The 26,527-nt window shown below is 66.4% G+C and carries 26 protein-coding genes; 12 read left to right on the top strand and 14 right to left on the bottom strand.

Annotated elements, in window-relative coordinates:
• The first annotated feature begins 75 nt into the window (after positions 1-75).
• Entirely contained in the window at positions 76-1,203 is a 1,128-nt protein-coding gene (gene rlmC, locus J7I84_RS03015; RefSeq protein WP_214940476.1) for a 23S rRNA (uracil(747)-C(5))-methyltransferase RlmC, read from the top strand.
• Between the two features lie 21 nt (positions 1,204-1,224).
• Here the strand turns inward: rlmC and J7I84_RS03010 are convergent, their stop codons facing one another.
• Together J7I84_RS03010 and J7I84_RS03005 are read right to left on the bottom strand one after the other, a co-directional pair.
• Entirely contained in the window at positions 1,225-1,845 is a 621-nt protein-coding gene (locus J7I84_RS03010) for an FMN-binding negative transcriptional regulator (protein WP_214940473.1), read from the bottom strand.
• A gap of 18 nt (positions 1,846-1,863) precedes the next feature.
• Positions 1,864-2,790: a DMT family transporter gene (locus tag J7I84_RS03005; protein WP_214940471.1), complete on the bottom strand. Its 927-nt coding sequence runs from the start codon at positions 2,788-2,790 to the stop codon at positions 1,864-1,866.
• On the opposite strand from J7I84_RS03005, the gene J7I84_RS03000 reads away from it, so the two are divergent.
• The 4 genes from J7I84_RS03000 to J7I84_RS02985 all read left to right on the top strand — a co-directional run bounded on the left by J7I84_RS03000 (position 2,789) and on the right by J7I84_RS02985 (position 8,069).
• Positions 2,789-4,201, top strand: coding sequence for a PLP-dependent aminotransferase family protein (locus J7I84_RS03000; protein ID WP_214940468.1), 1,413 nt, complete (start codon positions 2,789-2,791; stop codon positions 4,199-4,201). The two genes, J7I84_RS03005 and J7I84_RS03000, sit on opposite strands and share 2 nt — an antisense overlap.
• 127 nt (positions 4,202-4,328) lie before the next feature.
• A complete protein-coding gene (locus tag J7I84_RS02995) occupies positions 4,329-5,348 on the top strand; it encodes a DUF6454 family protein (RefSeq protein ID WP_214940466.1) in 1,020 nt (339 codons plus the stop codon).
• A 61-nt stretch (positions 5,349-5,409) separates the two neighbouring features.
• On the top strand, positions 5,410-7,110 hold the full coding sequence (locus J7I84_RS02990; protein ID WP_214940463.1) for a phospholipase C: 1,701 nt from the start codon (positions 5,410-5,412) through the stop codon (positions 7,108-7,110).
• Between the two features lie 164 nt (positions 7,111-7,274).
• Positions 7,275-8,069 (top strand): hypothetical protein, encoded by a 795-nt coding sequence (locus tag J7I84_RS02985; protein ID WP_251046002.1) that lies wholly within the window; start codon positions 7,275-7,277, stop codon positions 8,067-8,069.
• Positions 8,070-8,084: 15 nt separating this feature from the next.
• Here J7I84_RS02985 and J7I84_RS02980 read toward each other — a convergent pair whose 3' ends face one another.
• Complete coding sequence (locus J7I84_RS02980) at positions 8,085-8,912, bottom strand: SDR family NAD(P)-dependent oxidoreductase (RefSeq protein WP_251046000.1); 828 nt, start codon at positions 8,910-8,912, stop codon at positions 8,085-8,087.
• Between the two features lie 256 nt (positions 8,913-9,168).
• Between J7I84_RS02980 and J7I84_RS02975 the strand changes: the two genes are divergently transcribed.
• Both J7I84_RS02975 and J7I84_RS02970 read left to right on the top strand, forming a co-directional pair.
• A complete protein-coding gene (locus J7I84_RS02975; RefSeq protein ID WP_214940457.1) occupies positions 9,169-10,575 on the top strand; it encodes a gluconate:H+ symporter in 1,407 nt (468 codons plus the stop codon).
• Positions 10,575-11,186 (top strand): gluconokinase, encoded by a 612-nt coding sequence (locus J7I84_RS02970; protein ID WP_214940454.1) that lies wholly within the window; start codon positions 10,575-10,577, stop codon positions 11,184-11,186. Before J7I84_RS02975 ends, J7I84_RS02970 begins: the two co-directional genes overlap by 1 nt.
• Before the next feature lie 79 nt (positions 11,187-11,265).
• Here the strand turns inward: J7I84_RS02970 and J7I84_RS02965 are convergent, their stop codons facing one another.
• The 6 genes from J7I84_RS02965 to J7I84_RS02940 all read right to left on the bottom strand — a co-directional run bounded on the left by J7I84_RS02965 (position 11,266) and on the right by J7I84_RS02940 (position 15,606).
• Positions 11,266-12,219 (bottom strand): plastocyanin/azurin family copper-binding protein, encoded by a 954-nt coding sequence (locus tag J7I84_RS02965; RefSeq protein WP_214940451.1) that lies wholly within the window; start codon positions 12,217-12,219, stop codon positions 11,266-11,268.
• A 444-nt stretch (positions 12,220-12,663) separates the two neighbouring features.
• Positions 12,664-12,867, bottom strand: a complete 204-nt coding sequence (locus J7I84_RS02960) for a cold-shock protein (RefSeq protein WP_009372930.1) — start codon at positions 12,865-12,867, stop codon at positions 12,664-12,666.
• A 203-nt stretch (positions 12,868-13,070) separates the two neighbouring features.
• A complete protein-coding gene (locus J7I84_RS02955) occupies positions 13,071-13,418 on the bottom strand; it encodes a PRC-barrel domain-containing protein (RefSeq protein WP_214940448.1) in 348 nt (115 codons plus the stop codon).
• On the bottom strand, positions 13,405-13,815 hold the full coding sequence (locus J7I84_RS02950; RefSeq protein ID WP_214940446.1) for a hypothetical protein: 411 nt from the start codon (positions 13,813-13,815) through the stop codon (positions 13,405-13,407). Before J7I84_RS02950 ends, J7I84_RS02955 begins: the two co-directional genes overlap by 14 nt.
• Positions 13,812-15,038, bottom strand: a complete 1,227-nt coding sequence (locus J7I84_RS02945) for an Nramp family divalent metal transporter (RefSeq protein ID WP_214940442.1) — start codon at positions 15,036-15,038, stop codon at positions 13,812-13,814. Before J7I84_RS02945 ends, J7I84_RS02950 begins: the two co-directional genes overlap by 4 nt.
• 10 nt (positions 15,039-15,048) lie before the next feature.
• Complete coding sequence (locus J7I84_RS02940) at positions 15,049-15,606, bottom strand: hypothetical protein (RefSeq protein ID WP_214940440.1); 558 nt, start codon at positions 15,604-15,606, stop codon at positions 15,049-15,051.
• 172 nt (positions 15,607-15,778) lie between these two features.
• On the opposite strand from J7I84_RS02940, the gene J7I84_RS02935 reads away from it, so the two are divergent.
• Together J7I84_RS02935 and J7I84_RS02930 are read left to right on the top strand one after the other, a co-directional pair.
• Complete coding sequence (locus J7I84_RS02935) at positions 15,779-16,180, top strand: TfoX/Sxy family protein (protein ID WP_214940437.1); 402 nt, start codon at positions 15,779-15,781, stop codon at positions 16,178-16,180.
• A 118-nt stretch (positions 16,181-16,298) separates the two neighbouring features.
• The gene (locus J7I84_RS02930; protein WP_214940435.1) at positions 16,299-16,499 is read left to right on the top strand and encodes a hypothetical protein; all 201 of its coding nucleotides are present in this window, start codon (positions 16,299-16,301) and stop codon (positions 16,497-16,499) included.
• Between the two features lie 15 nt (positions 16,500-16,514).
• Here the strand turns inward: J7I84_RS02930 and J7I84_RS02925 are convergent, their stop codons facing one another.
• A complete protein-coding gene (locus J7I84_RS02925; protein WP_251045997.1) occupies positions 16,515-17,045 on the bottom strand; it encodes a hypothetical protein in 531 nt (176 codons plus the stop codon).
• A gap of 294 nt (positions 17,046-17,339) precedes the next feature.
• Between J7I84_RS02925 and J7I84_RS02920 the strand changes: the two genes are divergently transcribed.
• A complete protein-coding gene (locus J7I84_RS02920; protein ID WP_214940433.1) occupies positions 17,340-17,879 on the top strand; it encodes a hypothetical protein in 540 nt (179 codons plus the stop codon).
• A gap of 264 nt (positions 17,880-18,143) precedes the next feature.
• A complete protein-coding gene (locus J7I84_RS02915; protein WP_214940431.1) occupies positions 18,144-18,830 on the top strand; it encodes a response regulator transcription factor in 687 nt (228 codons plus the stop codon).
• Positions 18,831-18,888: 58 nt separating this feature from the next.
• Here the strand turns inward: J7I84_RS02915 and J7I84_RS02910 are convergent, their stop codons facing one another.
• From J7I84_RS02910 to J7I84_RS21430, 4 genes are all read right to left on the bottom strand, one after another.
• Positions 18,889-20,505: a GAF domain-containing sensor histidine kinase gene (locus J7I84_RS02910; RefSeq protein ID WP_214940428.1), complete on the bottom strand. Its 1,617-nt coding sequence runs from the start codon at positions 20,503-20,505 to the stop codon at positions 18,889-18,891.
• 114 nt (positions 20,506-20,619) lie between these two features.
• Positions 20,620-23,343, bottom strand: coding sequence for a magnesium-translocating P-type ATPase (mgtA, locus tag J7I84_RS02905; RefSeq protein ID WP_214940427.1), 2,724 nt, complete (start codon positions 23,341-23,343; stop codon positions 20,620-20,622).
• A gap of 137 nt (positions 23,344-23,480) precedes the next feature.
• Positions 23,481-23,774, bottom strand: coding sequence for a hypothetical protein (locus J7I84_RS02900; RefSeq protein WP_251045995.1), 294 nt, complete (start codon positions 23,772-23,774; stop codon positions 23,481-23,483).
• 43 nt (positions 23,775-23,817) lie between these two features.
• Positions 23,818-24,408, bottom strand: a complete 591-nt coding sequence (locus J7I84_RS21430; RefSeq protein ID WP_311381053.1) for a hypothetical protein — start codon at positions 24,406-24,408, stop codon at positions 23,818-23,820.
• A gap of 735 nt (positions 24,409-25,143) precedes the next feature.
• On the opposite strand from J7I84_RS21430, the gene J7I84_RS02890 reads away from it, so the two are divergent.
• On the top strand, positions 25,144-26,527 hold a 1,384-nt coding region (locus J7I84_RS02890), incomplete at its 3' end, for a S8 family peptidase (RefSeq protein ID WP_251045992.1).

Genomic DNA, 26,527 nt, shown 5'->3' with positions numbered 1-26,527 from the left:
GGCGGAACTCGGCCGGATCCCGCCGTCGCGCCTTCAAGGGTGGCAGGGAACGGGACCGGGTAAACTTGTCCAGTCATGCACTGTTCCTATTTCGATGCCGGCACCTGCCGCTCCTGCACCCAGATGGGCAGGCCCTACGCCGAACAGCTGGCCGGCAAGCAGCTGCATTGCCAGACCCTCCTCGCCGGGCACACGGAACTGGAATGGCTGCCACCGGTGGCAAGCCAGGAATCCGGCTTCCGCAACAAAGCCAAGATGGTAATTGGCGGGACGGCGCAGAACCCCACCATCGGAATCCTCGACGCCGACGGCCAAGGGGTGGACCTGCGCAAATGCGGCGTCTGCTCCCCCGGCCTGCGGGCCGTCTTCCCGGTCCTCGCCAACTTCATCCGCCGGGTCCGCCTCACGCCCTACGACGTCCCAAAGCGCACCGGCGAACTCAAGCATGTCATCATCACCGAATCCCCTGACGCTGAGATCATGCTCCGCCTCGTCCTCCGCTCGGAACAGGTGGTGCCGCGGATCCGGAAGCACCTTCCGGAGCTCCTGGCCGACCTGCCACAGGTGAAGGTGGTCTCCGTCAACCTCCTCCCGGAGCACAAGGCCGTGCTCGAAGGCGAGCGCGAGATCCTGCTGACGGAGCAGTCCACCCTGCAGATGCGGGTCAATGACATCAACCTGCACCTGAGGCCGCAGAGCTTCTTCCAGACCAACACGGAAATGGCCGCGGCCCTCTACCGGCAGGGGCGCGACTGGGTCAACGAACTGGCGCCCGCCTCGGTGTGGGATCTGTATTGCGGCGTGGGCGGTTTCGCCCTGCACAGCGCCGCCCCGTCCCGCACGGTCACAGGCATTGAAACCAGCAGCGAAGCGATCGTCTCGGCGCGGTTCAGCAGCGACGAGGCAGGCCTGGAGGGCATGGAGTTCCGGGCCGGCGACGCCACCGCGTTTGCCCTCGCGGCGGAGCAGTCCCCGGACCTGGTCATTGTGAACCCGCCCCGGCGCGGCATCGGGCAGGACCTGTGCGGCTGGCTGGAAACGTCGGACGTGCAGCATGTGGTGTACTCCAGCTGCAACTCCCAGTCGCTGGCCCGCGACCTGGCCGCCCTCCCTTCCTTTGCTGCGCGGCGGGCACGGGTCCTGGACATGTTCCCGCAGACCACGCACTACGAGGTGATGGTGCTCCTGGAGCGGACGGCCTAGCGCCGGCCGGTTTCGCGGGGCTCAGGTGCGGACCCGTTCGACGGCGGCCGCGCCCGCGTCCCGCCCTTCGGCCCGAAGCCCAGCCGCCACTCCTGCGGCATCGGCGGCGGAGCGGTTCTGGCTCAGTTTCTCCTTCGCCTCGATCCGGGTAATCACCAGTTCCACGCCCACAATCGCGCGCAGCTGCCCGGCGATGAACTTCTCCGGGGCGTCGTCCACGGCCCACGGATCCTGCCGGCCGCCCTCATGCAGGCCGGTCAGGTGCCGGACATGCCGTGCCAGCCAGCCGTCGTCGTCATGGATTACCAGCTCGCCGTAGACGTGTGCGGTGCTGTAGTTCCAGGTGGGAACCACGCGGCCATGCTCTGCTTTCGAGGGGTACCACGACGGCGAGATGTAGTCATCGGGGCCTTGGATGATGGCGAGCGCCTCCCCACCGGTCGCGCCGGACCACTGCGGGTTGTTCCGCGCCATGTGGGCCTGCAGTGCGCCGCGCTCCCCCACCGCCGGGTTGAAGGCGAAGGGCAGCAGCGTTGCCATCAGTCCGCCGTCGGTCATGGTCACCAGGTTGGCGGCGCCCGGGCTGAAGAGGAGGTCCCGGGTGGCGTCGGGCTGGGCGGCGAAGTGGGCAGGAATGTACATGGGTGTCCTTCCGAGTGGTTAGCGGGTTGGCATGAGCCGGACGCGGACGGCTGCGGCGGCGCAAAGGATGACGGCAACGGCGCCGATGACAGTGGTCCAGGTGAGCGGCTCGCCCAAAAGGAGCGCAGCCCAGCAGATGCTCATCACCGGCTGGAGCAGCTGGATCTGGCTGACCTGCGTCATGGGGCCGATGGCGAGCCCGCGGTACCAGGCGAAAAAGCCGAGGAACATGCTGACCACGGCAAGGTAGCCGAACGCCGCCCATTGGGTGGGCGTGGCCGACGGCGGCTGGTCCCGGACGGCGACCACTGCCAGGACCAGCATGGCCGGCGCGGCAAGGACCAGCGCCCAGGCAATGGTCTGCCACGATCCCAGTTCCCGGGCCAGCAGGCCGCCCTCCGCATACCCCACCGCGGCGCAGGCGACGGCGCCAAGCAGCAGGAGGTCCGCCCAGTGCAACTGCGCCGCTCCCCCGGACTGAAGGAGGGCGAAGGATATGGCCGCCAGCGAGCCAAGCACCGTCACGGCCCAGAAGAGGGCGGCCGGCCGCTCGCCGGCACGCAAAACGGCCACTGTGGCCGTGGCGGCGGGCAGGAGGGCGATCACCACGGCGCCGTGCCCCGCCGGTACGGCGGTGAGTGCGTAGGAGGTGAGCAGCGGAAAGCCGGCGACGACGCCACCGGCCACGAGCGCAAGGCGCAGCCACGTGTGTGGGTGCGGCAGCCGTTGGCGGGTGATGGCGAGTGCTGCGGCGGCAAGGACGGCGGCCACCACGGCCCGGCCGGAACCTATGAACAGCGGCGGCATAATTGCGACGGCCACGCGTGTGAAGGGAACGGTGAAGGAAAAAGCCGCCACGCCCACGAGCCCCCACCAGATCCCGGGTGACGGGCGGGGCAGTATCAGTGGGCCGCTCTGGACAGTAGCGCTACTATGTTCTTTCATGAACAACGATAGCAGTTCCCGCATCGTGGCGGCACTCCGGCAGTGGATCGCGGGAGCTGCCCCGGGAGCGAAACTCCCGTCAACCCGCTCCCTGGTGGCCGAGTACCAGGCGAGCCCGGTGACGGTCCAGAAAGCACTGCAGGCGCTGGCATCGCAGGGCCTGATCGAAGGCCGGCCCGGCGTCGGGACGTTTGTCCGTGCCGTCCGCACCGCACGCCCGTCGGACTACGGTTGGCAGACCGCAGCGCTGCGGTCGCCGTCATCCCCGCTGCCGCCGTCGTCGGGCACCATGCGCAATGTCCCCAGCGACGCCATCTGGTTCCACTCCGGCTACCCGGACCGGGAACTGCTGCCGGAACGGCTGGTCCGGACCGCCCTGGCCCGCGCCGCCCGCGGTGATGCGGCCCTGTCCCGGCCGCCTGCGGCCGGCATGCCCGAACTGCAGCAATGGTTTGCCCAGGAACTGGGATCGGCGACCCCCGTGGGAGTCACGCCGCCGACGCCGAATGACGTGATCATCCTGCCGGGCAGCCAAAGCGGGCTTAGCTCCATCTTCCGCGCGCTGGTGGGGGCCGGGCAGCCCCTGCTCATGGAGTCGCCGTCGTATTGGGGTGCCATCCTGGCCGCGGCCCAGACCGGGGTGCGGGTGGTCCCGGTGCCCACTGGCCCTGACGGACCGGATCCCGATGACGTGGACCGGGCCTTCGTGGAGACCGGGGCACGGGCATTCTACGTGCAGCCCAACTACTCCAACCCTACGGGGGCGCAGTGGGCGGCGGGCCGCGGCAACGAGATCCTTGACGTCGTCCGCCGGCATGGTGCCTTCCTGGTGGAGGACGACTGGGCCCACGATTTCGGTATCACCTCAGACCCCGTCCCGTTGGCCACGCAGGATGATTCCGGCCACGTGGTCTACGTCAGGTCGTTGACCAAGAGCGTTTCCCCCGCCATCCGCATTGCCGCCGTGACGGTGCGCGGACCGGCGCGGGAACGCATCCTGGGCCACCGTGCCGCCGAGTCAATGTACGTCAGCGGGCTCCTGCAGGCGGCTGCGCTGGATGTGGTGGCGCAGCCCGGATGGCAGACCCACCTGCGCAACCTCCGCCAGCAGCTCCAGTCCCGCCGGGATCTGCTGGCCACCAGCATCCGGGAGCACATTCCGCAGGCACATCTCGGGAACCTGCCGAAGGGTGGACTGAACCTGTGGCTGCGGCTGCCCGACACCACGGACCTTCCGCGGCTGGTGCGTGACTGCGAGGACGCTGGAGTAATCATCGCCGCAGGCACCGAGTGGTTCCCGGCCGAGCCCGCCGGCGCGTTCATCCGCCTCAACTACTCAGGACCGAACCCCGGAGCCTACCCCGAAGGCACCCGGATCATCGGCGAAGCGCTGGCAGCCAACGGCCGGTAGGGGCGCCCAAAGCGCCAACCGGTCAATCCCGGGACAACAGCAGTTCACCGGAGCGCCACTCCCGGTTCATTACCCATTAGTAACTTGAGAGCTCCTGTTGAGACCCCAACCTTAAGAGGCCCCCACGATGAGCTTCACACCCACCCGGCGCGCCCTGGCCATGGCCGCGTCCCTGATTGTTGCCGGTTGCGCGGCCGTCGGCACTGCCGCAGCGCAGGCCAACGTCCCCGGGCAGGGCATCAGCCCCGAGTCCGGAACGCACCATGAAACCAACGCTGACCTCTCCAACGCATTCGACTCCGTCACCCGGAACACCGCATGGCAGCAAACGTCCAAGCTGAAGTTGAATTTCCCCACGTACCACACCGAGGGAATCGCCTACAGCCAGGACCACATCTTCCTCTCAGCCGTCCAGATCCTTGAACCCACGGTCAAGTACCCCACTCCCCAGGGCGGGTACGACCGCACTCCGGGCAAGGGCATCGGCCACCTGTTCGTCATGGACAAGGCCGGCAACCTGCAAAAGGACATCACGCTGGGCGAGGGCGACATGTACCACCCCGGCGGCATTGACTTCGACGGCACCAACGTCTGGGTTCCGGTGGCCCAGTACCGGCCGGACAGCAGCGCCATCATCTACAAGGTCGATGCCAATACCCTGGACGTCCACAAGCAGTTTGAGGTCAAGGACCACTTCGGCGGCATCGTCCTGGATCAGCAGACCGGGCACCTTGTCGGAAACACCTGGGGTTCACGGCGTTTCGCGGAATGGGACCTCCAGGGCAAGGAGCTGTCCACCTGGGAGAACCCGAACTACTTCATTGACTACCAGGACTGCCAGTACGTTCCCAACGCCAAGATGCTCTGCGCCGGAGTGACCAACCTTCCGCAGACCCCGGCCGCCGGCGGCACCTCAGCCACTTATGAGCTCGGCGGCATGGCAATGATCGACCTGAAATCCCACGAGGTAACCCGCGATGTGCCGTTCCAGAAGTGGTCCACCGCCGGTCACGTGGCCACCCGCAATCCGTTCAAAATGACCGCCGACGGCAACCACCTCACCATGAAGGTCGCCCCGGACAACGGCGAAGAAGGCAACGGCACCGAAATCCTCACCTACGAAGCCGACGTCACCCCGGCCAAGTAGCCCCCGGCACTCCCGCCGCCGGCGGCAGTGCATCCACATAGCAGGAACGATTGGATAACCCATGCCTCAGAAGGCACCAAGATTCACCAGGAAAAGTGTCACCGCTGCCACCGGCGCGGCCGTCCTCGCTGCCTCAGCAGTAACAGCCGGGCTGGTGGGCTTCAACGCCGTCCCGGCCACCGCCGCGGGCACGCAGGACAATACGGCGACGCCGATCAAGCACGTTGTGGTCCTCTTCCAGGAAAACGTCTCATTCGACCACTACTTCGCCACCTACCCCAAGGCAGCCAACGCTGCGGGCGAGACACTTCAGGGCTCAGGTTCGCCGGCGGCCTCCTTCACGGCGTCCGAGGACACCCCGAAGGACATCAACACCCTCGCCAACGCAGGCCTGCTGGCCCCCAACAACCCCAACTCGGTCCAGCCCGCCCGGCTCTCGCCGATGCAGGCCGTGACCTGCGACCAGGACCACGGGTACAAGGCCGAACAGAACGCCTACAACGGCGGGCTCATGGACAAGTTCGTGCAGTTCACCAGCCGCGACGCCTGCGGCACCAACCAGTACGGACGTCCCGGCCTGACCATGGACTACTACGACGGCAACACCGTCACCGGCATCTGGAACTACGCCCAGAACTACGCCATGAGCGACAACCACTTCAGCACCGTCTTCGGCCCCTCCACCCCCGGCGCACTGAACCTGATCTCCGGCCAAACCCGCGGCGTCAAGGAATACAACGCCGCCGGCCAGCCCGTCACCACACCGGCCGCCGGAAGCAGCGCCGTCCGCCAGCCCGACGCCAACGGTGTCGGCACCGTGATCAACGACCCCGACCCGGTCTACGACGACTGCTCCAACAACAGCCACGCCAAAACCAACAACCTCGCGGGGATGACCGGGAAGAACATCGGCGACCTGCTCAACGCCCAGGGAACCTCCTGGGGCTGGTTCCAGGGCGGCTTCGCCCCTTCCACCCCCGCGACCGGGACTGCCCCGGCGTCCTGCCTGGCCAGCCACACCAACGCCGCCGGCGCCTCCGTGGTGGACTACTCCCCGCACCACCAGCCCTTCCAGTACTACGCCTCCACCGCCAACCCGCACCACCTGGCCCCGGCCTCGGACGCCGAAATCGGGCACAACGGCCAAGCCAACCACCAGTACGACCTCACCGACTTCAGCAAGGTGGTGGACAGCGACAACATGCCCGCCGTGTCCTTCCTGAAGGCCTCCGAGTTCCAGGACGGCCACGCCGCGTACTCGGATCCCGTCGACGAGCAGAACTTCATCACCAAAACCGTCAACCAGATCCAGCAGTCCAAGAACTGGGACAACACCGCCGTCGTGCTCGCGTATGACGATTCGGACGGCTGGTACGACCACGCCGCCGCCCAGCCAAAGAACGCCTCCACCGGGTCCGACGACGCCGCATGGTGCCTGAACGCAGCAGCAAGCGGCGTCCCTGTCGCAGGGGGCTACGCAGACCGCTGCGGCCCCGGCCCCCGGCAGCCACTGGTGGTCATCTCCCCGTACGCGAAGAAGAACTTCGTGGACCACACCGAAACCGACCAGGCATCCATCCTGCGGTTCATCGAGGACAACTGGCACACCGGACAGATCGGCGACTCCGCAGCCGACGCAACCGCCGGGTCCGTGGAGGCAATGTTCAACTTCCACCACGAACGCAACGACAAAGTCCTGCTCAACGAACAAACCGGCGCGGTGGCCTCCATCAGCCACAACGGGCACCCCGCAGGGCAGTGACCTAACCCCATTGCAGCAGGCACGGCGGGAGCGCTGTCCGGCACAGGCCGGGCAGCGCTCCTGCCGTTAATGACTCAAGATTTGCGCTTAATCGGTTCTCCCCCCGGTGGACGAAGTTACGCTGGCCGTGCCATCCGTATCCAGGACACGCATTTGGGGGACACATGCCTACCACCCGTCACTTTTCCGTGCCTCTTCGCGCACGCCGAAGGGAACAGCTGCCTCCCGCGGCAGGTCTACGGCGGAAGGGCGCGAACAAGGCACTCGGAGCGGGGGCCGTGGCCGCCGTCGTTCTTCTGCTGACCGGCTGCGCAACCCAGGCTTCGCTGAGAGTTGCTGCCGGCCCCGTCAGCGAATCCGCTGCAACTACTCCTACCGCTACAGCCACTCCGACTGCAACGCCCATCGCGGATACTCCCTGTACAAGCGTCGACGCCCGGCAGGCGTCAGCCGGCAGCAGCTATGTGTGCACCAAGGACGAGTCAGGCAGGCTGGTGTGGCTTGAGGCCTCAGCGTCCAAGCGTGTCACCGACAAACTCGCTGCGGCCGCAGCCGCGAAGGCGGCGGCGGACAAGGCCGCAGCAGAAAAAGTCGCGGCAGACAAAGCAGCAGCAGATAAGGCTGCGGAGGACAAGGCCGCCGAGGACAAAGCAGCGGAGGAGGATGCGGCCCGGCAAGCCGCCGAGGCGAAGGCGGCACAGGACGCGGCCGCTGCAAAGGCGGCTGCCGAGGCTGCGGCCAAGGCCGCCGCGCCACCCGCGCCCGCGGCCCAGCCGGTACCGGGAACGAATCCGGGCTGCGACCCGAACTACTCAGGCTGCGTGCCGATCGCATCCGACGTCGACTGCGCCGGCGGGAGCGGCAACGGGCCTGCCTACGTCCGCGGACCCATCCAGGTCACCGGCCGTGACATCTACGGGCTGGACGCGGACCATGACGGCATCGCCTGCGAAAGGTAGGACCCGCGCAAGGGCTCAGGCGAACGCTTTGACCAGCTCCTCGCTCTTCTCCCACAGGCCGCGTGCCAGCTCGGCGTCGTAGGCCTGGGCATTGGCCTTGGCCAGGGCTCGCTTGGCGTAGTAGGCCCCCGAAATCCAGTCCGTGCCCGCGGTGCCGTTGATGAGCCAGAGCATGGTGTCTGCACCCTGGTCCGGGCTGAGCATGAAGCGGTTAAGCAGGGTGGTGTACGCATGCCGGAAGGGGCTTGAAGACTCCGCCGCGAAGTTGGTGCGCACCACGCCCGGGTGGAAGGCCGCCGTCGTGATCCCCTGGTCGTGGAAGCGGCGGTGCAGCTCGGAAGTGAACAGGATGTTGGCGAGCTTGCCCGTGCCGTAGGCGCGGTTGGTGCTGTACCCGTACTCGGCGGTGAGGTCGAAGAGGTCCAGCTTGCCGAAGTTGTTGGCGGCGCTGGCGGTGTTGATGACCTTGGCGTTGCTGGCGGTGAGCGTGTCCATGAGGAGGGTGGTGAGCAGGAACGGTGCCAGGTGGTTGACCTGGAAAGTCGATTCGTTGCCGTCCACGGTGAGTGTCCGCTTGCCCATGATCCCGCCGGCGTTGTTTGCCAGGACATCGATGCGCGGGTACTTTGCCTTCAGGTTCTCCGCGAGGTCACGGACCTGTGCAAGGTCCGCGAAGTCCGCCAAATAGTGGTCGGCGCCGATGTCTCCGGCCAGGGCGCGGGTCTTGTCAGCGGAACGGCCGACGATCACCACCTGCTCCCCCGCCTTGGCCAGCGTCCTTGCCGCTGCCGCTCCGATGCCGTCGCTGGCACCGGTGATCACGATGGTGCGGGGAGTCGTCAAGGGGTGTCCTTTGCTAGGCGAGTGGCGCACCGGCATGGCACACCAAGGGGCATAACGACGGCGGGACGGCCGGTGTTCCCGGGCAATCGCCCCAGGCGCCCGCAGGTCGGCATGCCCGCCGTCGGGGAGAGCATGAGGGTGCGCTGGCGAAAATCGGAAATGTCCTACTTATTCATTTTTCTTGGTGTCATACGTCATACTTATTATGGCAGCCACCAGTTTCGTTGGCCGCCCTACCCCACACCGAGGAAGCAACATGCAATCCCTTCTCCTTCCCGCCGCCACGGAGCCGTGGAACGGACACGACACCCAACTGGTCGTAGTCGCCGCCATCGGCATTGCGCTGATCGTATTCCTGATCGTCAAACTCAAGCTCCACCCGTTCCTGTCGCTGGTCCTCGGATCGGCATTCGTCGGCCTCGCCTCCGGGATTGAACTGGGGAAGGTCATCAGCAACTTCGAAGATGGCGTCGGTGGCACGCTGAAAGAAGTCGGCCTGCTGATCGCACTCGGTGCCATGCTGGGCAAACTGTTGGCAGACTCCGGTGGCGCCAACCGTGTGGTGGACACCCTGCTCGGCAAAGTCTCCCCGAAAGTCCTCCCCTGGGCCATGGCGCTGGTTGCCGTCATCATCGGCTTGCCGATGTTCTTCGAGATCGGCCTCGTGCTGCTGCTGCCCGTCATCGTCCTGGTGGCCCAGCGGTCGGGCCGGAAGCTGATGCGGGTAGCCATTCCCGCCCTCGCCGGCCTCTCGGTCCTGCATGGCCTGGTCCCGCCGCACCCCGGTCCCCTCGTGGCCATATCCAGCCTTAACGCCCCGCTGGGCATCACCCTGGCCCTCGGACTCCTGATCGCCATTCCCACTGTGATCATCTGCGGCCCGCTGTTCGCCGTCTATGCTGCCCGCTGGGTCCCCGTGGATGCACCGAAGGTAGCAGGCGGCATCGACACCGAACACACCCAGGCCGATCCTGACGTCAAGCGCCAGCCCACGTTCCTCGTGACCCTGCTGACCATCGTCTTCCCGGTCGTGCTGATGCTCCTCAAGGCCGTAGTGGACATTGTGGACCCCAACTCCAAGAACCCCAGCGCGGCGCGCGTCTTCTTTGACTTCATCGGTGAGCCGCTGGTGGCCATGACCCTCGCAGTCCTGCTGGCCCTCGTGACCTTTGGCTACGCCGTCGGCTTCAGCGGCACCAAGATCGGCACCAAGATCGGCGCATCCGTGGGCCCCATCGCGGCAGTGATCCTGATCGTGGGCGCAGGCGGCGGATTCAAGCAGACCCTCATCGGAGCCGGAGTCGGCGATGCCGTTGCCAAGTGGGCCACCGGAGCCAACATCTCCGTCCTGGTCCTGGGCTTCCTGATCGCGGTGGCCATTCGGCTCGCAACCGGTTCAGCCACCGTGGCAACCGTGACCGCGGCAGGCATCGTTGCGCCGCTGGCGGCCACCCTCTCCCCCGGCCACGCTGGGCTGCTCGTACTCGCCGTGGGCGCCGGCTCCCTGTTCCTCTCCCACGTGAACGATGCCGGTTTCTGGCTGGTCAAGGAACTCTTTGGCCTGACCGTAGGCCAAACATTCAAAACCTGGTCAGTCATGGAGACCCTCATCTCTGTGGTCGGCTTCGCGCTGGTCATGGTCCTTTCAGTGGTGATCCCCTGATGGACGCCGCACCCACCCCCGAGTCCGTCCAGCAGCCGGTTCTCGTCATCATGGGCGTGTCCGGCTCGGGCAAGTCAACGGTGGCGGGCATCCTTGCCGGCCAGCTCGGCTGGGACCTGGAGGAAGGCGACGACCTGCACCCGGCCGAAAACGTGGAAAAGATGGCTGCCGGGATCCCCCTCACCGACGAGGACCGCTGGCCCTGGCTGGACACCATTGCCTCATGGATCATCGAGCACACGATGGCCGGGATACCAGGCATCATCACCTGCTCCGCGCTGAAAAAGATCTACCGCGACCGGCTCCGGGAAAAGAACGTCGTTTTCGTGCATTTGTCGGGCTCCAAGGAACAAATCGGCCGGCGGCTGACGGCGCGCATGGACCACTACATGCCCGCTTCCCTGTTGGATTCGCAGATCGCCACCCTGGAGCCGCCGGGACCGGAGGAGAACACCATCGTGGTGGACGTGGGGCGGACTCCCGCCGAGGAAGCGGCCGAGGTGGTCAGCCGCCTTGGCCTCTCGCCGGCTTCCGGTTCAACGGCTCTGGGCCACCCCCATCCGGGCCGGTCGTCCGCGGGGGGCCAGCCTGGAGACCCTGCCAACTCCTAGGCCTGTCTGCCCCGGGAGGTGGAATCACCAGCGCGCCCGGCCGGAGCGAAAGCTCCAGCCGGGCGCGCTGTCGTATTCATCAATCGACGACTTTCACCTTGCCCACCATGCCCATGTAGTCATGGAGTGCACAGATGTAGTCGAAGGTTCCCTCCGCCTGGAACTTCACAGTGAAGTCCTTGCCCGGCAAAATGATTCCCGAGTTCAGATTTCCGCCGGTGAACTGCCACGGGTCGCCGGACGGGGCGAAAACGTTCGCCGGTTCGGTGCCGAAGGTAACAGTATGCGGAGCGCCCATGCCGGTGTTGGCGAACACCACTGTCTCGCCCACATGCACTGTCACGGTGGGCCGGACGAAGCGCATGACCATCGCAACGCCGTCGTCACCGCCGGCGAGCACACGGTGGTTGGTGGCCTGGTCGGCGAGCGAGGCGTCAAGCCGTTCGCCGTCACGGATGATGGAACGCTCCTCCGCCTTCGACGACCGGTTGTAGTCACCCTGGCTGTACGGGTATTCCGTGCCGCGATCCCGAACGTGGACGGTTCCTTTCATAGCCATGCCATGGACCAGGCAGTAGTAGGTGAAGTCACCTTCCCACGGGAACGCCAGGCTGTAGTCCTTGGCTGTCGGGAAGCCTGGTACGTCCACGTTGGCAAGGAGGCCGGAGTTGTAATACGAATGCCCGTCGTAGCTACTTCCACCGACCGGCCCCAACTGGGCGGGGTCGAACGGGTTGAATTCCTGCAGCGACTGGCCCGACGCCAGGAACGTCACAGTGTGGATTTCCGCTGAGTTTGCTCTCCAATGAATGGTGTCTCCCTCATTGATAAAGATCTCAGACGGGAGGAACGCCATGCCTTGGATTTCCTGGTCCCAGGATTCTGAGCCCACTTGCACCTGCCAGTTACGGTGGCCCTGTCCGTCGGCGGATGCGGGACCGGCTGCGGCCAGCGAAGCGAACAGCGCAACAACGGCTGCAACGATGAATGCCAGTTTGTTGAATCTGAAATTGATTCCCCGATATTCCTTCATAGCAATGCTCTCTTGAACGGCAATCGGCCAGAAACCGATGTTTTCCAAGGCCGATTCAACGCATAGCTTCGATGGGCCGAACCGGCCGCTGATTTAGGGCGTTAAGGGTGCCGGCTGCCGATGCCGGGGAGCGCGGGCAGCTGGTGCCGGCCGATGTTCGTGCCGGACATGCACCACCCCAACTGGTGCCGCGCAGGTTAGATTTTTTTCTCGAGGCGCCGCCGCGGGCGTGGGTTCGGCAGGCTCCGACGTACGCAAGTATTAGCTTGCTCCTTCAACTGAATTTTGTCGAGAGAGCAATAATTTCGCCCGGCGGCCGGCGCCTATAAGAGCAAGGGGCCGCTGCGATGGGCGCACCGGCACGCCTGCGTTAACAAAAAGCAGGGCCTGCCGTATAACGGCAAGCCCTGCTTAGAAACCTAACGGTCCCGGATCCCTAGGAAATTAGAGAGCCTGGATATTGGTGGCCTGGGGACCCTTGGGGCCCTGCTCGGTGTCAAAGGAAACCTTCTGGTTCTCTTCGAGGGAGCGGAAGCCGTTGGAGTTGATCGCGGAGTAGTGCGCGAAAACATCCTGCGAGGAGTCGTCCGGGGAGATGAAGCCGAAGCCCTTTTCAGCGTTAAACCATTTGACGGTACCAGTAGCCATTATTTTTGTCCTTCGTGAAGGTGGAGGGAAAATCCCGACTTTCGGGCCCTCCGGCGTGGGGTGTTCAAAAACCGCTACTTCAGAAGAACACGGACTTTCGACCGCGCGTACTGCCTGAACTACCAACTGCATAAACACAACAACAGGTTCAACACTACAGGAAATTGCGCCCACGTCTAATTGCGTGCCTGATCAGCCCCGATTTAGGCCTTCCCGGGGCCCACCAGTGCCGTGCTGTAGCGGGTATATCCGGGGCGCAGCCGGACAGACCCGGTGCCCACCGCCGCAACGTCCTCCCAGAGCACCAGGAAAGATCCGCGGTGCCGCCACCTCAGTATCCGGGCCAGCAGCCGGGGATGGGTCAGGCCGTTCCGCTCGTAGCCCATGAAAGAGGACGCACTGTGCGGGCCAACTACCAGCCCCAGCAGGCGGGCCTCGACCATCAGCTGGTGGGGGGCGCCCTCCAGCACGAACCGCGCGTCCGCTACGCGGCCCAGCCGCCCGCCGTCGGCATCAAACACGGGGGTACCCAGCAGGTCACCGAGGATCATGGCGGCCTCCCGGGATGCGGGCAATGATCTTGTCCCGGACCCACCGCTCCACCCAGCTGGCGTCCAGCGGCTCCCCGCTGACGCCAAGCCTCACCACCACGCCCACCTCCGCCACGTCAGTCCAAGGGATACGGACCAGCCGGGACGACGGCGGCCTGCCGCCAAAGATGCGCGTCCCCAGCACGGAACCGGTCAGCAGGGCGGTAATAACCGGCGGTTCCGTGCCCGGCGGAATCTCCACGTCCAAAGCAGGCCCGCTCACCTCAAGGTCATCCACGGTAGTGACCGGGACGCCGTCGTGATCCAAAACCTGCCGGTCCATGAGGTGCAGCTGGGCGTCGAGGATGCGCCCGGCCACGTGTGGGACCGGAGGCAGCGGGTTGTGCAGGGAAGTCATGAGCCGGCTCCTGTGGCGATCATGAGGGGAATTGCCGCGATGGAGGCGAGAAGGATGATCACCAGGTAGACCATGCCCAGCACGTTCACTGCCGACCCGTTCACGTGTTCGCGCATGTACTGGGGATCGTTGGCCACAATCAGGATGGGCAGGTAGGTCAGCGGCAACGCGATTGCCGAGAACACCACCGAGTATTCCGTCACCAGGACGGGGTCCACGCCGGTGGCCAGCACCGCGATGCCCACCAGCAGGCACACGATCATGGACAGGTGAAAGCGCGCCGCCTCCGCGGGCCGGCGGAATTTGCCCCAGGACCAGCCAAAGAACTGGGCCAGGGTGTATCCACTGGAAAGGGTGGTTTCCAGTGCCGCACCGAACGTCGCCGCTGCCATGCCCACCAGGACAAACGCCAGCCCCAATTTTCCGGCGCCCTCCGCCACGGGCAGGACCACCTGGGACAGCGAGGTCACCGAGATCCCTGCCGGCAGGAGGACGACGGCGGCGCAGGCCGCGATGGAGACGGACAGCAGGCCGCCCAACGGAAAACCGACCAGGACGTTGATCCGCGACTGCCCCAGGTCCTTCGCGGTCCACCCCTCCTCCACGGCACCGGAGGAGAAGAAGAACACCTCGTAAGGGGTCATGGCCGCGCCGAACAAGGCAATCGCGTAGTAGCTGTACGTCCAGACCGTCTCCTGCTGCGGCACCGCGGGCGTCAGCTGTCCGGCCAGCGAGCCCCAGTCCGGTTTGAGCAGGAACAGCGCCACCGCGAAGATGATCAGGGTCAGCCCCAGCAGGCCCGTGACGTTCTCCATGATGGAGAACCGGACCCGCCAGATCACCAGCCACACCGCCAGCGCAGCCACGGGAATCCACAGCAGGTAGTAGACGCTGCTGGCCAGCTGCAGGGACAGGGCAATGCCGCCGATCTCCGCTGTAACAGTCATGAGGTTGATCAGGAACGATGCCGAAAGGTTGGCCAGTCCGGCCCTGGGCCCCAGCCGTTCGCGGATCACCTCGAAGGTGGCCCGGCCTGACACTGCTGCCACCCGGCCCGACATGTTGGCGAACAGGATGATCCCCAGCACGCCGATGGCCACCACCCACACCAGGGACAGTCCAAAGCGGGAGCCGACGACGGCGTTGGTCACCAGGTCCCCGATGTCCACGAACCCACCGATGGCGGTGAGGACCCCGAGCGCGACGCCGAGGAGCCGCTTCACGAGTGAGCCTTCATTGGGACCCCACATTGTCTTCGAGCTGCTTCAGGGCGTCCTGCGCGTCAGCCAGCGCCTTGTCTCCGTCCGGCAGGGAGGGGGTGCCGCCGTCGTTCCCTGCCAGCGCGGCGCGTGCCGTGGTAAAGCCGGCGGCGCACTGGTCCAGCACGTCCAGTGCCTGCTTCTGGGTGTCGCGGTCCTCCTGGGTGGAGGGCGAGAGCTTCAGGACGGTGCTGCGGCTGGTCTGGATCTCCTTGAGCTCGTCATCCAGGCTGGTGGAGGCTGCGGCACGGGTGAGCTTGCCGTCCATGTCCTGCCGCAGGGCGATCCGGGCGGTGGCGACGGCAGAGGAACTGTCCTTGACGGCCGTGGACACCGACTGGCTGGTGCCGCCGCTGCAGCCGGTCAGCAACGCGAGGCTGAGGCAGGCGAGCGCGGCGAGGGACGGGGGCGTGAGCCTGCCGGCGGCCGGGGTCCGGGACTGTGGAGCCGGGTTCAGGGCTGGCGTGTTCAGCACCGTTGCCTCCAGCCTTCGGAAGTATCCCGGATCAATGTCCCGTGGCAGGGCAGCCAATAAATAGTTGCCTTGAGCTATGTATAGCACTCCTGCAGGAAGTTTGACCTGCTCAGTGGCGCATTTATTGCCGGCTGGGCCCCTGCCCCAACCTCTTCTCGACCGTGCCGCCAAAGAGGCATATCCTGCATCCAGATCCTGCGGAAATACGCTGCCACCGGGAGGCGAAGCCATGGAGATGCCCAAAGCAACCGAGGAAGAAAAAGAGCGGTTCCGCCGCGTGGTCCCGGACCACCCCGGGGTGGTGGTGAAGCCGATGTTCGGCAACCTGGGCGCGTTCGTCAACGGCAACATGTTCGCCGGGCTGTTCGGGTCCACCATCGGCGTGAAGCTCTCCCCAAAGGACAGGGAGCTGCTGGAGTCCTCCGAGCGGACCGTCCCGTTCGGCCCGGCGGAGCGGCCCATGGGCGGATACACCGGGCTGCCCGAAGTGTGGAACGAAGAGGGCGACGGCGACGAGACCCGGGCGCGGGCATGGGCAGAGAAGGCATTGGGCTACGTCGCCTCCCTGCCAGCCAAAGAGCCTAAAGAGCCGGGGCCCCCGACGTCCAGGACATCACGGACGGCGGGGTAGCCGCCGGATTCCCCTGGCCGGACTCCCCTGGCTGACCCGGCGGGCCGGATCCACCAGCCTAAGTTGGGTGTATGGACACCGCCACTGACGCCGGCAGTACTTCGTGGCCGTGGGGGCCATGGCCATCAGCGTCCTGGCCGGGGCACGCATCGTGGAGATGGCAGGGGCACGCATGGTGGATGCGACGCGCGGTTTGGTGGCCGGCGCCTCGGTGGTGTTCCGGTCCTTCGCCTCGTGGCTGTGGGCCACGCTTCTTGCCCGATCCCTCCCCCCGGGCCGGCACGTAATGGCAAAGTTCCCGTCCGGGACTGCCGTGTAGTGCCATCCCGCGGTCTCAGCCTGCGCGCGGCCCTGGACCGTGTGCCTTCTGCCGTCCGTCACGGTAGGTGAGGTAGGCGTAGACCATCAGGGCGAGCCCCGCCAGGATCATGACCGCGGGGAAGGCGAAGTCCACGGGGATGAGCAGCGCGGTTGCCTGGAGGACGAAGATCAGTCCCATGACGGCAAGGATCCCGGCCGGGATCAGCGGCCATTTCATCCGGTCCGTATGGTCGCGGGCAGGGTCACTGGTGCGGACCGGCACCAGTGACAGCACACCAAAGGTTGCGGCCAGGCCCAGGAAGAGGACTGCTGCAGTAGGGGTACCCTGCAGTTCTTGCGGAAGGGCCACGATGACCGCCAGCGTGAACATGACGCCTGACGGGATCAGGGCCCACCAGTTGGTGCTTTCCCGGGCGAACACGGCCCCGAAGCCCGCGGCCATGAAGAGGAACAGGAAGGCTGCGCCCCAGGCACCCCCTGTGAGCTGGGTGGTGGTGATGACCGCGGCCAAACCCAGGAACTCCCGGATCCTGCAGCCGGCCAATACGCCGCACTGCTTCTTTCAGGCTAGGGCGGCCCCGAAGCCTGAAACAGGGCACAAAGCCCCACCGGCGGCCGCAGGCGACGGTACCGTGGCCCTCTTGGACGTCGGGACTTTCAGCCCTACAGCCGGGCTTGTGACACTTGGCATCCTTGTAAAGGCGTGCCATCCGGGTCCTCATATTGCGAGGCCGGAGCGGCTTTCGCCAATGAACCCAGAGGCTTTCCGCCGGGGGCACCGTAGAGGATCCCCCTGCGTGCAGGCGCATCCTGCTGGCTGGATTTTGAAAGGACCGGCATGTCCGCTGACATCATCACCTTCCGCCCCGCTACTTTGTCGCAGGCGGAAGCGGCACGCCGACGTGCGATGCTCCTCCACCCCTCCAATTTCAATCCCTCATCAGCTCCGGCCGGTGACACGGCGAAGAAAGCCGAGGAACTGGCCGGCCGGTTCGACACCCTTTACAAGGAGTTCCTGGCCCGGGGGCTTTCCGTCAACGAGGCGCGGACTGAGGTGGCGCGGACGGCGGCGCAGGAAATCTGGGACGGGTTGGCCTCCCAGCTGCGCCGCCACCGGGCAGCGGGCCAGCAACTGGATGCCAACGTCCTGGCCGTCGCCCTTGCTTCGATCCAGTGCATGACCCGTGCCCTGCCCCGCCGCCTGGAAGACCTTGACCATGCCGTCCGCACCGTCAATACCGCACGGCGCCGGCTCCAGTACAACGGCGGCCTGCTGCACCGCCTGCATCCGCACCGCAACCCGGTCTTCCAGGACGCAGAGGTCACGCTTCAGTCGCTGGAGGTCTTCCTCGCCCACCCGCAGCATCAGGCTGCCTGAGCCGGTAGAAGAGATACCGGAACATGGCAACCATGGACGAGTACAAGGCAGTACACGGCGGCAGCGAACCGGCAAGCGGCCAGCGCCGGAACACAGCACCGTGCGCGCTGCGCGCGGCGTTCCCCGGGAGATCCCGGTCTCTTCCGGCACGGCGCTGGGAATTGAATGGCCGTAAGTGCCGATGATTTAATGAGGTTCCTTCCGGAGGGGCGGTTGCAGGGAAAGGGCAGCCGGGGAGGACGTCGAGCCGATGAGAGCGTCCCAATGAACACATTTGCAGAACCAGCCAGTGAGTTTTGGTCCCCCGGCCTGCCCATCCGGGTCTTTATCCTCAACGACCACGAAATGGTGCGGCGGGGCCTTGCCGACCTGCTCGAACATGATGGATTCGACGTTGTTGGCGACAGCGGATCGGCCGCGGAAGCCAGTCGCCTGATCCACATCCTGCAGCCGGACATCGCCGTGCTGGACGACAGGCTGCCGGACGGCACCGGCATCGAGGTGTGCCGTGACCTGCGCTCCGCTGCTCCCCGCGTGCGTTGCCTGATCCTAACCAGCTGGGACGAGCAGCACGCCGTGCGGGCGGCGGTCCTGGCGGGCGCGTCAGGGTATGTGCTCAAACGAATCGGAAACAACGACGCACTGGTTGACTGCATCCGCAGCACTGCCGCAGGCATCGCGCCGATCGGCCCCGGGGTCCGGGAACGGGTGGCCGAGAGCCTGTATGCAACCGCTTCCGCTCCTTGGCTGAGGGCCATGACGCGCACGGAGCGGAAGGTGCTTGCCCTCATGGCGCGTGGACTGACCAACGGGCAGATCGGTCAGGAGCTGGTGCTCCCTGATGACGCCGTTGCGGCCGGCGTGTCCGCCGTGCTCCAGAAGTTGGGCTTCCGGCGGCGGAGCCTCCTGATCCCCGCGCCGATCCCGCGGGCCTGGGAACTGCTGCACTGACATATATCCTGGCCGCCGCTTTGCACGGCCCGGAACCGCCAGTCCGCCGGCCGGTCGGTCAGCCCGCAGCGGGTGCCCTCCATGTCACGCTGGTGCCTTCGCCGGGGGCGCTGTCGATGATGCAGTCCCCGCCCAGGCGGGTGGCCCGGTTCTTCATGTTGTTCAACCCGCTGACGCGTTCAGGATCCTTGAATCCGCGGCCGGTGTCGCGGACCGTGAGGACCACCTCGCCCTCCTGCACGGCGAGCAGGATGGAGATGTCCTCCGATCCCGAATGCCGCACGGCGTTGCTGACGCTTTCGTGGAGCACCCGCAGCAACTGTTCGGCTACCTCATCTCCCACAACATCGTCCACCGGTCCTGAAAGCTCGATCCTGGGAACGAACCCGGCAGCGTTGGCGGCTTCCTGCACAGCGCGGAGCAAACGGCCGCTGAGGAGTTCCTTATCGGGTTCGCGGGCCTGCAATGAGTAGATGGTGTCGCGAAGCTGATGGATGCAGTCGTCCAGCTCCGAGGTGATCCCGGCAATCCGACGCTCGTGGGCCGCCGGGTCAGCGGTGTAGCGGCGCAGGCCCTGGATGCTTAGCCCGGCTGCGAAGAGCCGTTGGATCACCAGGTCGTGCAGGTCCGCCGCAATCCGTTCGCGGTCTATGAACAGGGCGTGCTCTTCCCGCAGTTGGTTCGCCTTGAGGAGGTCCAGCGTCAGGCCTATCCGGGACGCAAACACAGCGCTTTGCTCCACATCCACGTCCGTATACCGGGCTCCCCCCACAGCCCTGGCCAGGACCAGGACGCTGTCACGGTGGCCGTCGCTGTTGCTGCCCAGGGCGGCCACCAGGACCGGCCCAAGCTTTTCGGCCGACGTCGGATCGAATACCAGGAGCGGGTCGGACAGGACTGTGGATTCCCCCGTCTCCAGCACTTCAGACAGGACGCCGGCAGCGGGCAGTTCCTGGCCGCCGGGCATCGACTGGGCACCCACGGCGGTCCGGCACCTGATGGTTCCGTCCGCACCCACCGATGCGATCAGGGACAGGACCGAGGAGGAGGCGTTCAGGGCGCGCTCGGCAATCATGTCCAGGTTCTCGGTATCGGACCGCGGCTGATCCTTCAGGCGGTCACTTACTTCCATCCCGGCCTCGAGCCACCGCTGGCGGCGCCTGGTGTCGTCGAACAACTTCGCGTTCTGGATGGCCACACCGGCGGCCGCGGCCAGGGCAACAGCAAGATCTTCGTCCTCGCCCGTGAATTCCTGGCCGCCGATCTTTTCAGTCAGGTACAGGTTGCCGAAGACCTCGTTCCGGACCCGGACCGGAACGCCCAGGAAGGTGCCCGTGGGCGGGTGGTTGGAAGGAAAGCCAACTGCTATGGGGTGTTCGGTGGGCAGGTCGCCGATGACCCTGGCACCTTCTTCATCAATGCCCACCGTGATGAAGTGGCTGAGCTGCTGGTCATCACCAATGACGCCCAGAGCCCCGTAACGGGCCCCTACAAGTTCGCACGCTGACTGGACCAAGCGGTCCAGCACTGCTTCCAGGCTCAGGTCCTCCGTCATGGAAACCACTGCGCCGAGCAGTCCCTCGATGTGTTCCTGGGCCCGGACAAGATCATCCGCCCGCTCTACGAACTCCCGCAGGAGTTCCCGGGTCCGTCGCCTTATTGGTTCTCGCCACATGAAAAACGCTCCGAACTCGAACGTATCCACGGCGGCCTGCATCACCCCGGATCCGATATTTGAAAGCCCCCAGCGTCCCTCCCTCCATGCTAACAACCCTCGGCCCGGCAAGCCCTAAAGGTTACGGACTGCCTTCCCCCGCCGCGCCCTGCGCCCCCTTAGCGACGGGCCCCTGGCCGGCGCCCCCAGCGGAGGAACCCTAACCGGAATGCTGAACCGGAACGCCCGCCGGGAGATGTGGTGGGTGGCGTGCCGGCGCTGGACGGGCGGCAGCGGCACCGGCAGCTTTTGGGCGTCGCGGGCGAAGAACCATTGTTTGGCGAACTCCACCAGCACCAGGTACACCACCACCATTCCCAGCAATGCCAGGAAGAAGGGCACCGGCAGGGGGTCGAAGCCCAGCACGCCGGCCAGGGGTGAAAGCGGCAGGAACACCCCCAGGGCCACCACTCCCAGGGACGCGGCCAGCAGGCCGGTGGACGGGCGGCTGCGCAGGAACGGGACGCGCCGGGTGCGGATGGCGAAGATGATCAGCGTCTGGGTAGCGATGGATTCGATAAACCAGCCGGCCCGGAATTCCCCCGGCGCTGCGGTGAACACGAACAGCATCAGGGCGAACGTGGCGAAGTCGAACAGCGAGCTGATGGGCCCGAAGAGCAGCATGAACCGCCGGATGAACGCGATGTTCCAGTGGGAGGGCGCCCGCAGTTGTTCCTTGTCCACGCGGTCCCCCGGGATGGCCAGCTGCCCGGAATCGTAGAGCAGGTTGTTCAGCAGGATCTGGCCGGGCAACATGGGCAGGAAGCTGAGCACCACGGAGGCCGTGGCCGCGCTGAACATGTTGCCGAAATTGCTGGACGTACCCATCAGCACGTACTTGATGGTGTTGGCGAAAATCCGCCGCCCCTCCATCACTCCGTCGGCCAGGACGCCAAGGTCCTTGTCCAGGAGGACGACGTCGGCCGCGTCTTTGGCAACGTCCGTTGCGGTATCCACGGAGATTCCGATGTCCGCCTTGTGCAGTGCCAGGGCGTCGTTGACGCCGTCGCCCATGAAGCCTACTGCCCCTCCGCTTTGCCGCAGGAGGGTGATGATCCGCGCCTTTTGTTCGGGCGAGACGCGGGCGAAGATGGTGGCCGTGCGCGCGGCGGCGGCAAGGTCGGCGTCGGACATTGCCTCGACCTCGGCGCCCGTCAGCGTGCCGCCGGAGATCACGTCCAGGTCCGCGCACACCTTCTCCGCCACTTTCGCGTTGTCGCCGGTGGCGAGCTTCACAGCGATGCCCAGCGCCTCCAGCCGGTCCAGCGACTGCCGCGCGTTGGCCTTGGGCCGGTCCAGGAACACCAGGAAGCCGGCAAGGGTGAGGCCGCCCTCATCGGCAGGAGTCAGCCTGGCCAGTCCGGCGGCCGGGCGGGTGGCCACGGCAACCACCCGGGAGCCGGCGTCGAACTGTTCATCCAGCTGCGCCTGCGCTGCCGGCGTAACGGGTCCGCACAGGGCCAGGACGTCCTCGGGGGCGCCCTTGGTGACCAGCAGGGCGGGACCGCCGGCTTCACTGACCAGCACCGTAGTCCGGCGGCGCTGGTGGTCGAAGCCGATCAGGTCCAGCCGCTCGAACCGTGCCGCGTCGAAGGCGGCCGCACCCGGACTCTCCCACAGCGCGGCGTCCAGGGGATTCTGGCCCGCGGAGGAAGCCTTCGCCCCTGCATAGTTCGCCTCGGTGGCCAGCAAACCCAGGGTGAGCAGGCCGTCGTCGGACATCCCGGCGTGGGCAGGAAGTGCATGGGTGAAGCTGATCTTGCCCTCGGTGAGGGTGCCGGTCTTGTCCGTGACCAGGATGTCCATGTCCCCCAGGTCCTCAATGCACACCAGCCGCTTGACCAGCACCTTCCGCTTGGCCAGCTGCCGGGTGCCGGTGGCCAGGCTGGTGCTCACGACGGCGGGCAGCAGCTGCGGTGTGATGCCCACCGCGATGGCAAGGGAGAAGAGCAGCGATTCCAGCAGGGGCCGCTGCAGCAGCAGGTTGGCGACGAAGATGAGCGAGGTGAGCACGACGGCCACCTGCAGCAGCAGGAACGAGAACCGTTTGAGGCCCAGCTGGAACTCGGTCTGCGGCTGCCGTTCGCCCAGGCCCAGCGCGATGCGGCCGAACTCCGCCCGCCCGCCCGTGGCCACCACCACGCCGCTGCAGCCCCCGGACTGCACCATGGTGCCCATGAACACACAGGAGGAGAGGTCGGCAAGGGAGGCGCCGCCGGGAACGGGGGCAGGGTCCTTGCCTGCGGGCTGGGACTCCCCCGTGAGGATGCTTTCGTCGCAAAGGAGGTTGCTGGTGGTGAGGAGGCGGATGTCCGCCGGGACGATCGCGCCGAGGGAAAGGTGGACCACGTCGCCGGGCACCAGCGCGGTGACATCCACTTCGCTGGTGGTTCCGTCGCGCTGGACGGCAGCCTTGTGGGTGACGCGGGAGTGCAGGGCCTCGGAGGCGAGCTCTGCGCGGTATTCGTTGGTGAAGCCGAGGCCCACGCTGACCAGCAGGATCACGCCGATGACGATGGAGTTGGTGGCGTCGCCCAGGAACAGGGACAGCCCGGCGGTGACGATCAGGAGGAGGAGGATGGGGCTGGCGAACTGCCGCCCCAGCACGGCCCATCCATTGGCGCGGTGGGTGCGGACGGCGTTGGGTCCCAGCTGTTCCAAACGGGCGGCAGCTTCCTCCCGGGTGAGGCCGCCCGGCCCGGATCCCAGGCGCGCCAGCGTTTGCTCCGCCGTCAGGCTCGCGGCGTCGGTAATGGCCAGCTGGAGGGGGCTGCGCTCCTGGACATTCACGTCTGTCATGCCGATCCGTTCGGACGCGTGGACTTCGTGACTTTAACCTAAGGCAAGGGTACGACGGCGGGATCTCGCCGAGCGCCGGCCGGCCCGCTTAGTTTCGCGGCCCGGTCAGTTGGCGGTCCGCTTAGGTGGCGGCCCGGTCAGTTCGCGGCCCAGGACTGGTGGCAGTGCCCAGGATGTGGGCGAGCGCTGGCGGCTGCTGCTGCCTTTTCCGCCACGCTCCTCAGGTAGTTATCGGGCTCCAGGGCCAGGACGTGGGTGACAGCGGGCGGGTACAGCGCGAAGGATGAGCCTGCCCCTGCGCCAATCTCGATCACCGATCCCTGCAGCCCGGCCAGGATGCTGCCCCGATGCTCCGCAGCCCCTCGGCGGTCCATGCCCCTCACGGCGCGTGCGAAGGCCCTGGCGAAAAGCGGGTGTTGCAGGCGGTCCATGCGGTTGCCTCCCTGTGGATGTTGTCGGCAAGCACCCTTACACCTACTTAAGGCTGAGCACCTCGTCAATCGGCCGGCCGTTGACGAACACCTGCGCGCTGGTGGCCCCGGAGGCCGCCATGGCCGTGTATTCCAGCTGCGCCTTCGCCCGCGGGATGTCGCAGACGCCGCCGAGCATGAACTGCCCGGACAGCCAGATGCTGATGGTGCTGCCGTCAAGCTCGCCACCGAGGTACGTGAGGTTGGACTGGTACAGGACGTTGATCAGCCCGGACAGGCCGACGTCGCGCTTCTTGTTGGCCAGCAGGGTCCCGACGCTGGGGCCCACCTGGTCCGTGAAGCGGACGGGCGCCGTGGTGGTGGCCACCAGGCTGTCACCGCAGCCGATTTTCGGCCCCGAGACGCCGTTGTCACCAACAGCCACGTAGTAGACGGTCAGCGGCCCCACCTGCTCCGGCAGTCCGGTCGGGGCGGGTTCCTGCGTCGGGGGCGGGCTGGCGGGAGCGGACGACGGCGGCATGGCAGCTGGGGTGGTGGGCGCGGCGGAGGTGCCGGCCGGCGTCGTCGGGGTCGCCGAAGTGGTGGTCGCAGAAGTGGTGGGGCTCGCCGTCGTACTTGGACTGGCGCTGCTCACCGTGGGACTGGGAGCGGCCGAACTGTTGGTTGGACCCGGCGCCGGAGGGCCGAAGCAGCCGGTGAGCACGATCAGGCCGGAAAGCCCGAGAACGCCGAGAACTGTATGCCGAGGCCTGGCCATGATGCCCCCTTGGAATGTGGGTCCCGCGGCTGCAGGACCCACATTCAAGCTACGCCTGAGGGTTACTCCACAACAGGGACTAAAGTCCGAGCTGCCCCTAAGGGTGCACCAGCACCTTCGCTGCCGTGTCCTTGTGGTTGATGAGGGGCAACGGATATGGGTGCTGCCGATTCTTTGGGTGTCCAGGAGCTGGGCGGGCTGGTGGGGCGCGGGGACCCTCGGTACGTGGCCTTCCGGGCTTCCCCCCGGCTGGTTGAGGCCCACGCTGATGACCCTGCCCCGCTGGTGACGCTGCTTCCGGAATCGGGAAGTTGTAAAATGGCCGGGATCATACCGTCCGTCTGCCCAGGCCCAAAGCCTGCGCTGAAGGACAGGCCCCGGGCTCAGCCGGGGCTCCCGGGCAAGGACTGGCGGTGCGGATCAGGGAATGGTTTCCGTTTCCGCCGAAAGCTGGGGAGCATAAGGAAATTGTCTGGGGCTATCGCATTTACTGCCGGCCATTGTCATTGCCGGCCCGCAACGCATGGAGCCTCCTTTGCCGCGCCCGGAACGGCCACCGGAACCACCCACGGTTTATTTGCCGCAGGACGCATCGGTCACTAGGAGGCCTCCATGTCATTTCCCAAGCGATTCCGGGGTTCCGCAGGCGCGGTTCTGGCCGCCGCGGTTGCTGTCATGCTGATGGCTCCGCAAGCCAGTGCTCAAACCTCCACGGTGGCCGTCGATCCGCCGCCCTCGCCGGTGATCAGCGGTAACGCGCAGGCAGCCGGCCCCGTGAACGGCGACGAGGGCCGGTACCTGGTCAGTTTCAGCAAGGGCGCGGATGTGGCCGCGGAGGCGGGGTCCCTCCGGGCGCAGGGCGTGCGCGTCGGCAAGACCTTCTCGGCGGCGGTCCGGGGCGCGGCGATTACCGCCACCAATGCCCAGGCGGCTGCCCTGACGCATTCGCCACGGGTTTCCGTTATTGAGCCGGATTTGCCCGTTTCGGTTTCCGACACCCAGCAGTCGCCGCCCTGGGGCCTGGACAGGATCGACCAGCGCGCGCTCCCGCTCTCCGGCACCTTCACGCCCCCGTCCACCGGGGCGGGCGTCAGTGCCTACGTCGTCGATACCGGTGTCCTGGCGGAGAACACTGATTTTGGCGGCCGGGTGGCGGCGGGCTGGACTGCCATCGCCGACGGAAAGGGCAGCAGTGACTGCAACGGCCACGGCACGCATGTTGCCGGGATCATCGCCGGGAAAACCCATGGGGTGGCCAAAGCGGCCACCGTGGTTCCGGTGCGGGTGCTCGGCTGCGACGGTTCGGGGTATGACTCCGACGTCATCGCGGGGCTTGACTGGATCGTGTCCCAGCACGCCGCCGGCACCCCGGCAGTGGCCAACCTCAGCATTGGCGGCCCCACCAGCACCACGCTTGATGACGCCGTCCGGGGAGTCATCAATGACGGGGTCACAGCCGTGGTTGCTGCCGGAAACTCCGCGGTGGACGCCTGCACCACCTCCCCCGCACGGGTACCCGAGGCGCTGACCGTCGCCGCCAGCGATGCCTCCGACCACCAGGCTGCGTTCTCCAATTACGGAAGCTGCGTTGATATGTATGCGCCCGGGGTGGGCATCCTGTCCGACTGGGATACGGCCACGACGGCGCTTGCCACCTTGAGCGGGACATCCATGGCGTCTCCGCACGCTGCAGGGGCGGCGGCGCTTGTCCTGGCACGGAACCCCCAGGAGACGCCGGCGGCAGTAACAGCGGAACTGAGCTCCGCCGCCACCCAGGGCGTCATCGCCAATGCGTCGGCAGGTACCCCTAACCGCCTGCTCTTCACCGGGTCAGCACCCGCCCCGGTCCCTGTTGCCAGGGACTTCACCAGTGATGGCAAGGCGGACCTGCTGGCCCAGGACGGCAACGGCACCCTCTGGACCTACCCCGGCCAAGGAAACGGCCTCTTCGGCTGGCGCATCAAAGTCGGCGACGGCTGGAACGTCATGACCGCCA

This window comes from Arthrobacter sp. ISL-85 (assembly GCF_018613675.1).
Classification (GTDB): Bacteria; Actinomycetota; Actinomycetes; order Actinomycetales; family Micrococcaceae; genus Arthrobacter.
This window is presented reverse-complemented; position numbering and strand designations above follow the sequence as displayed.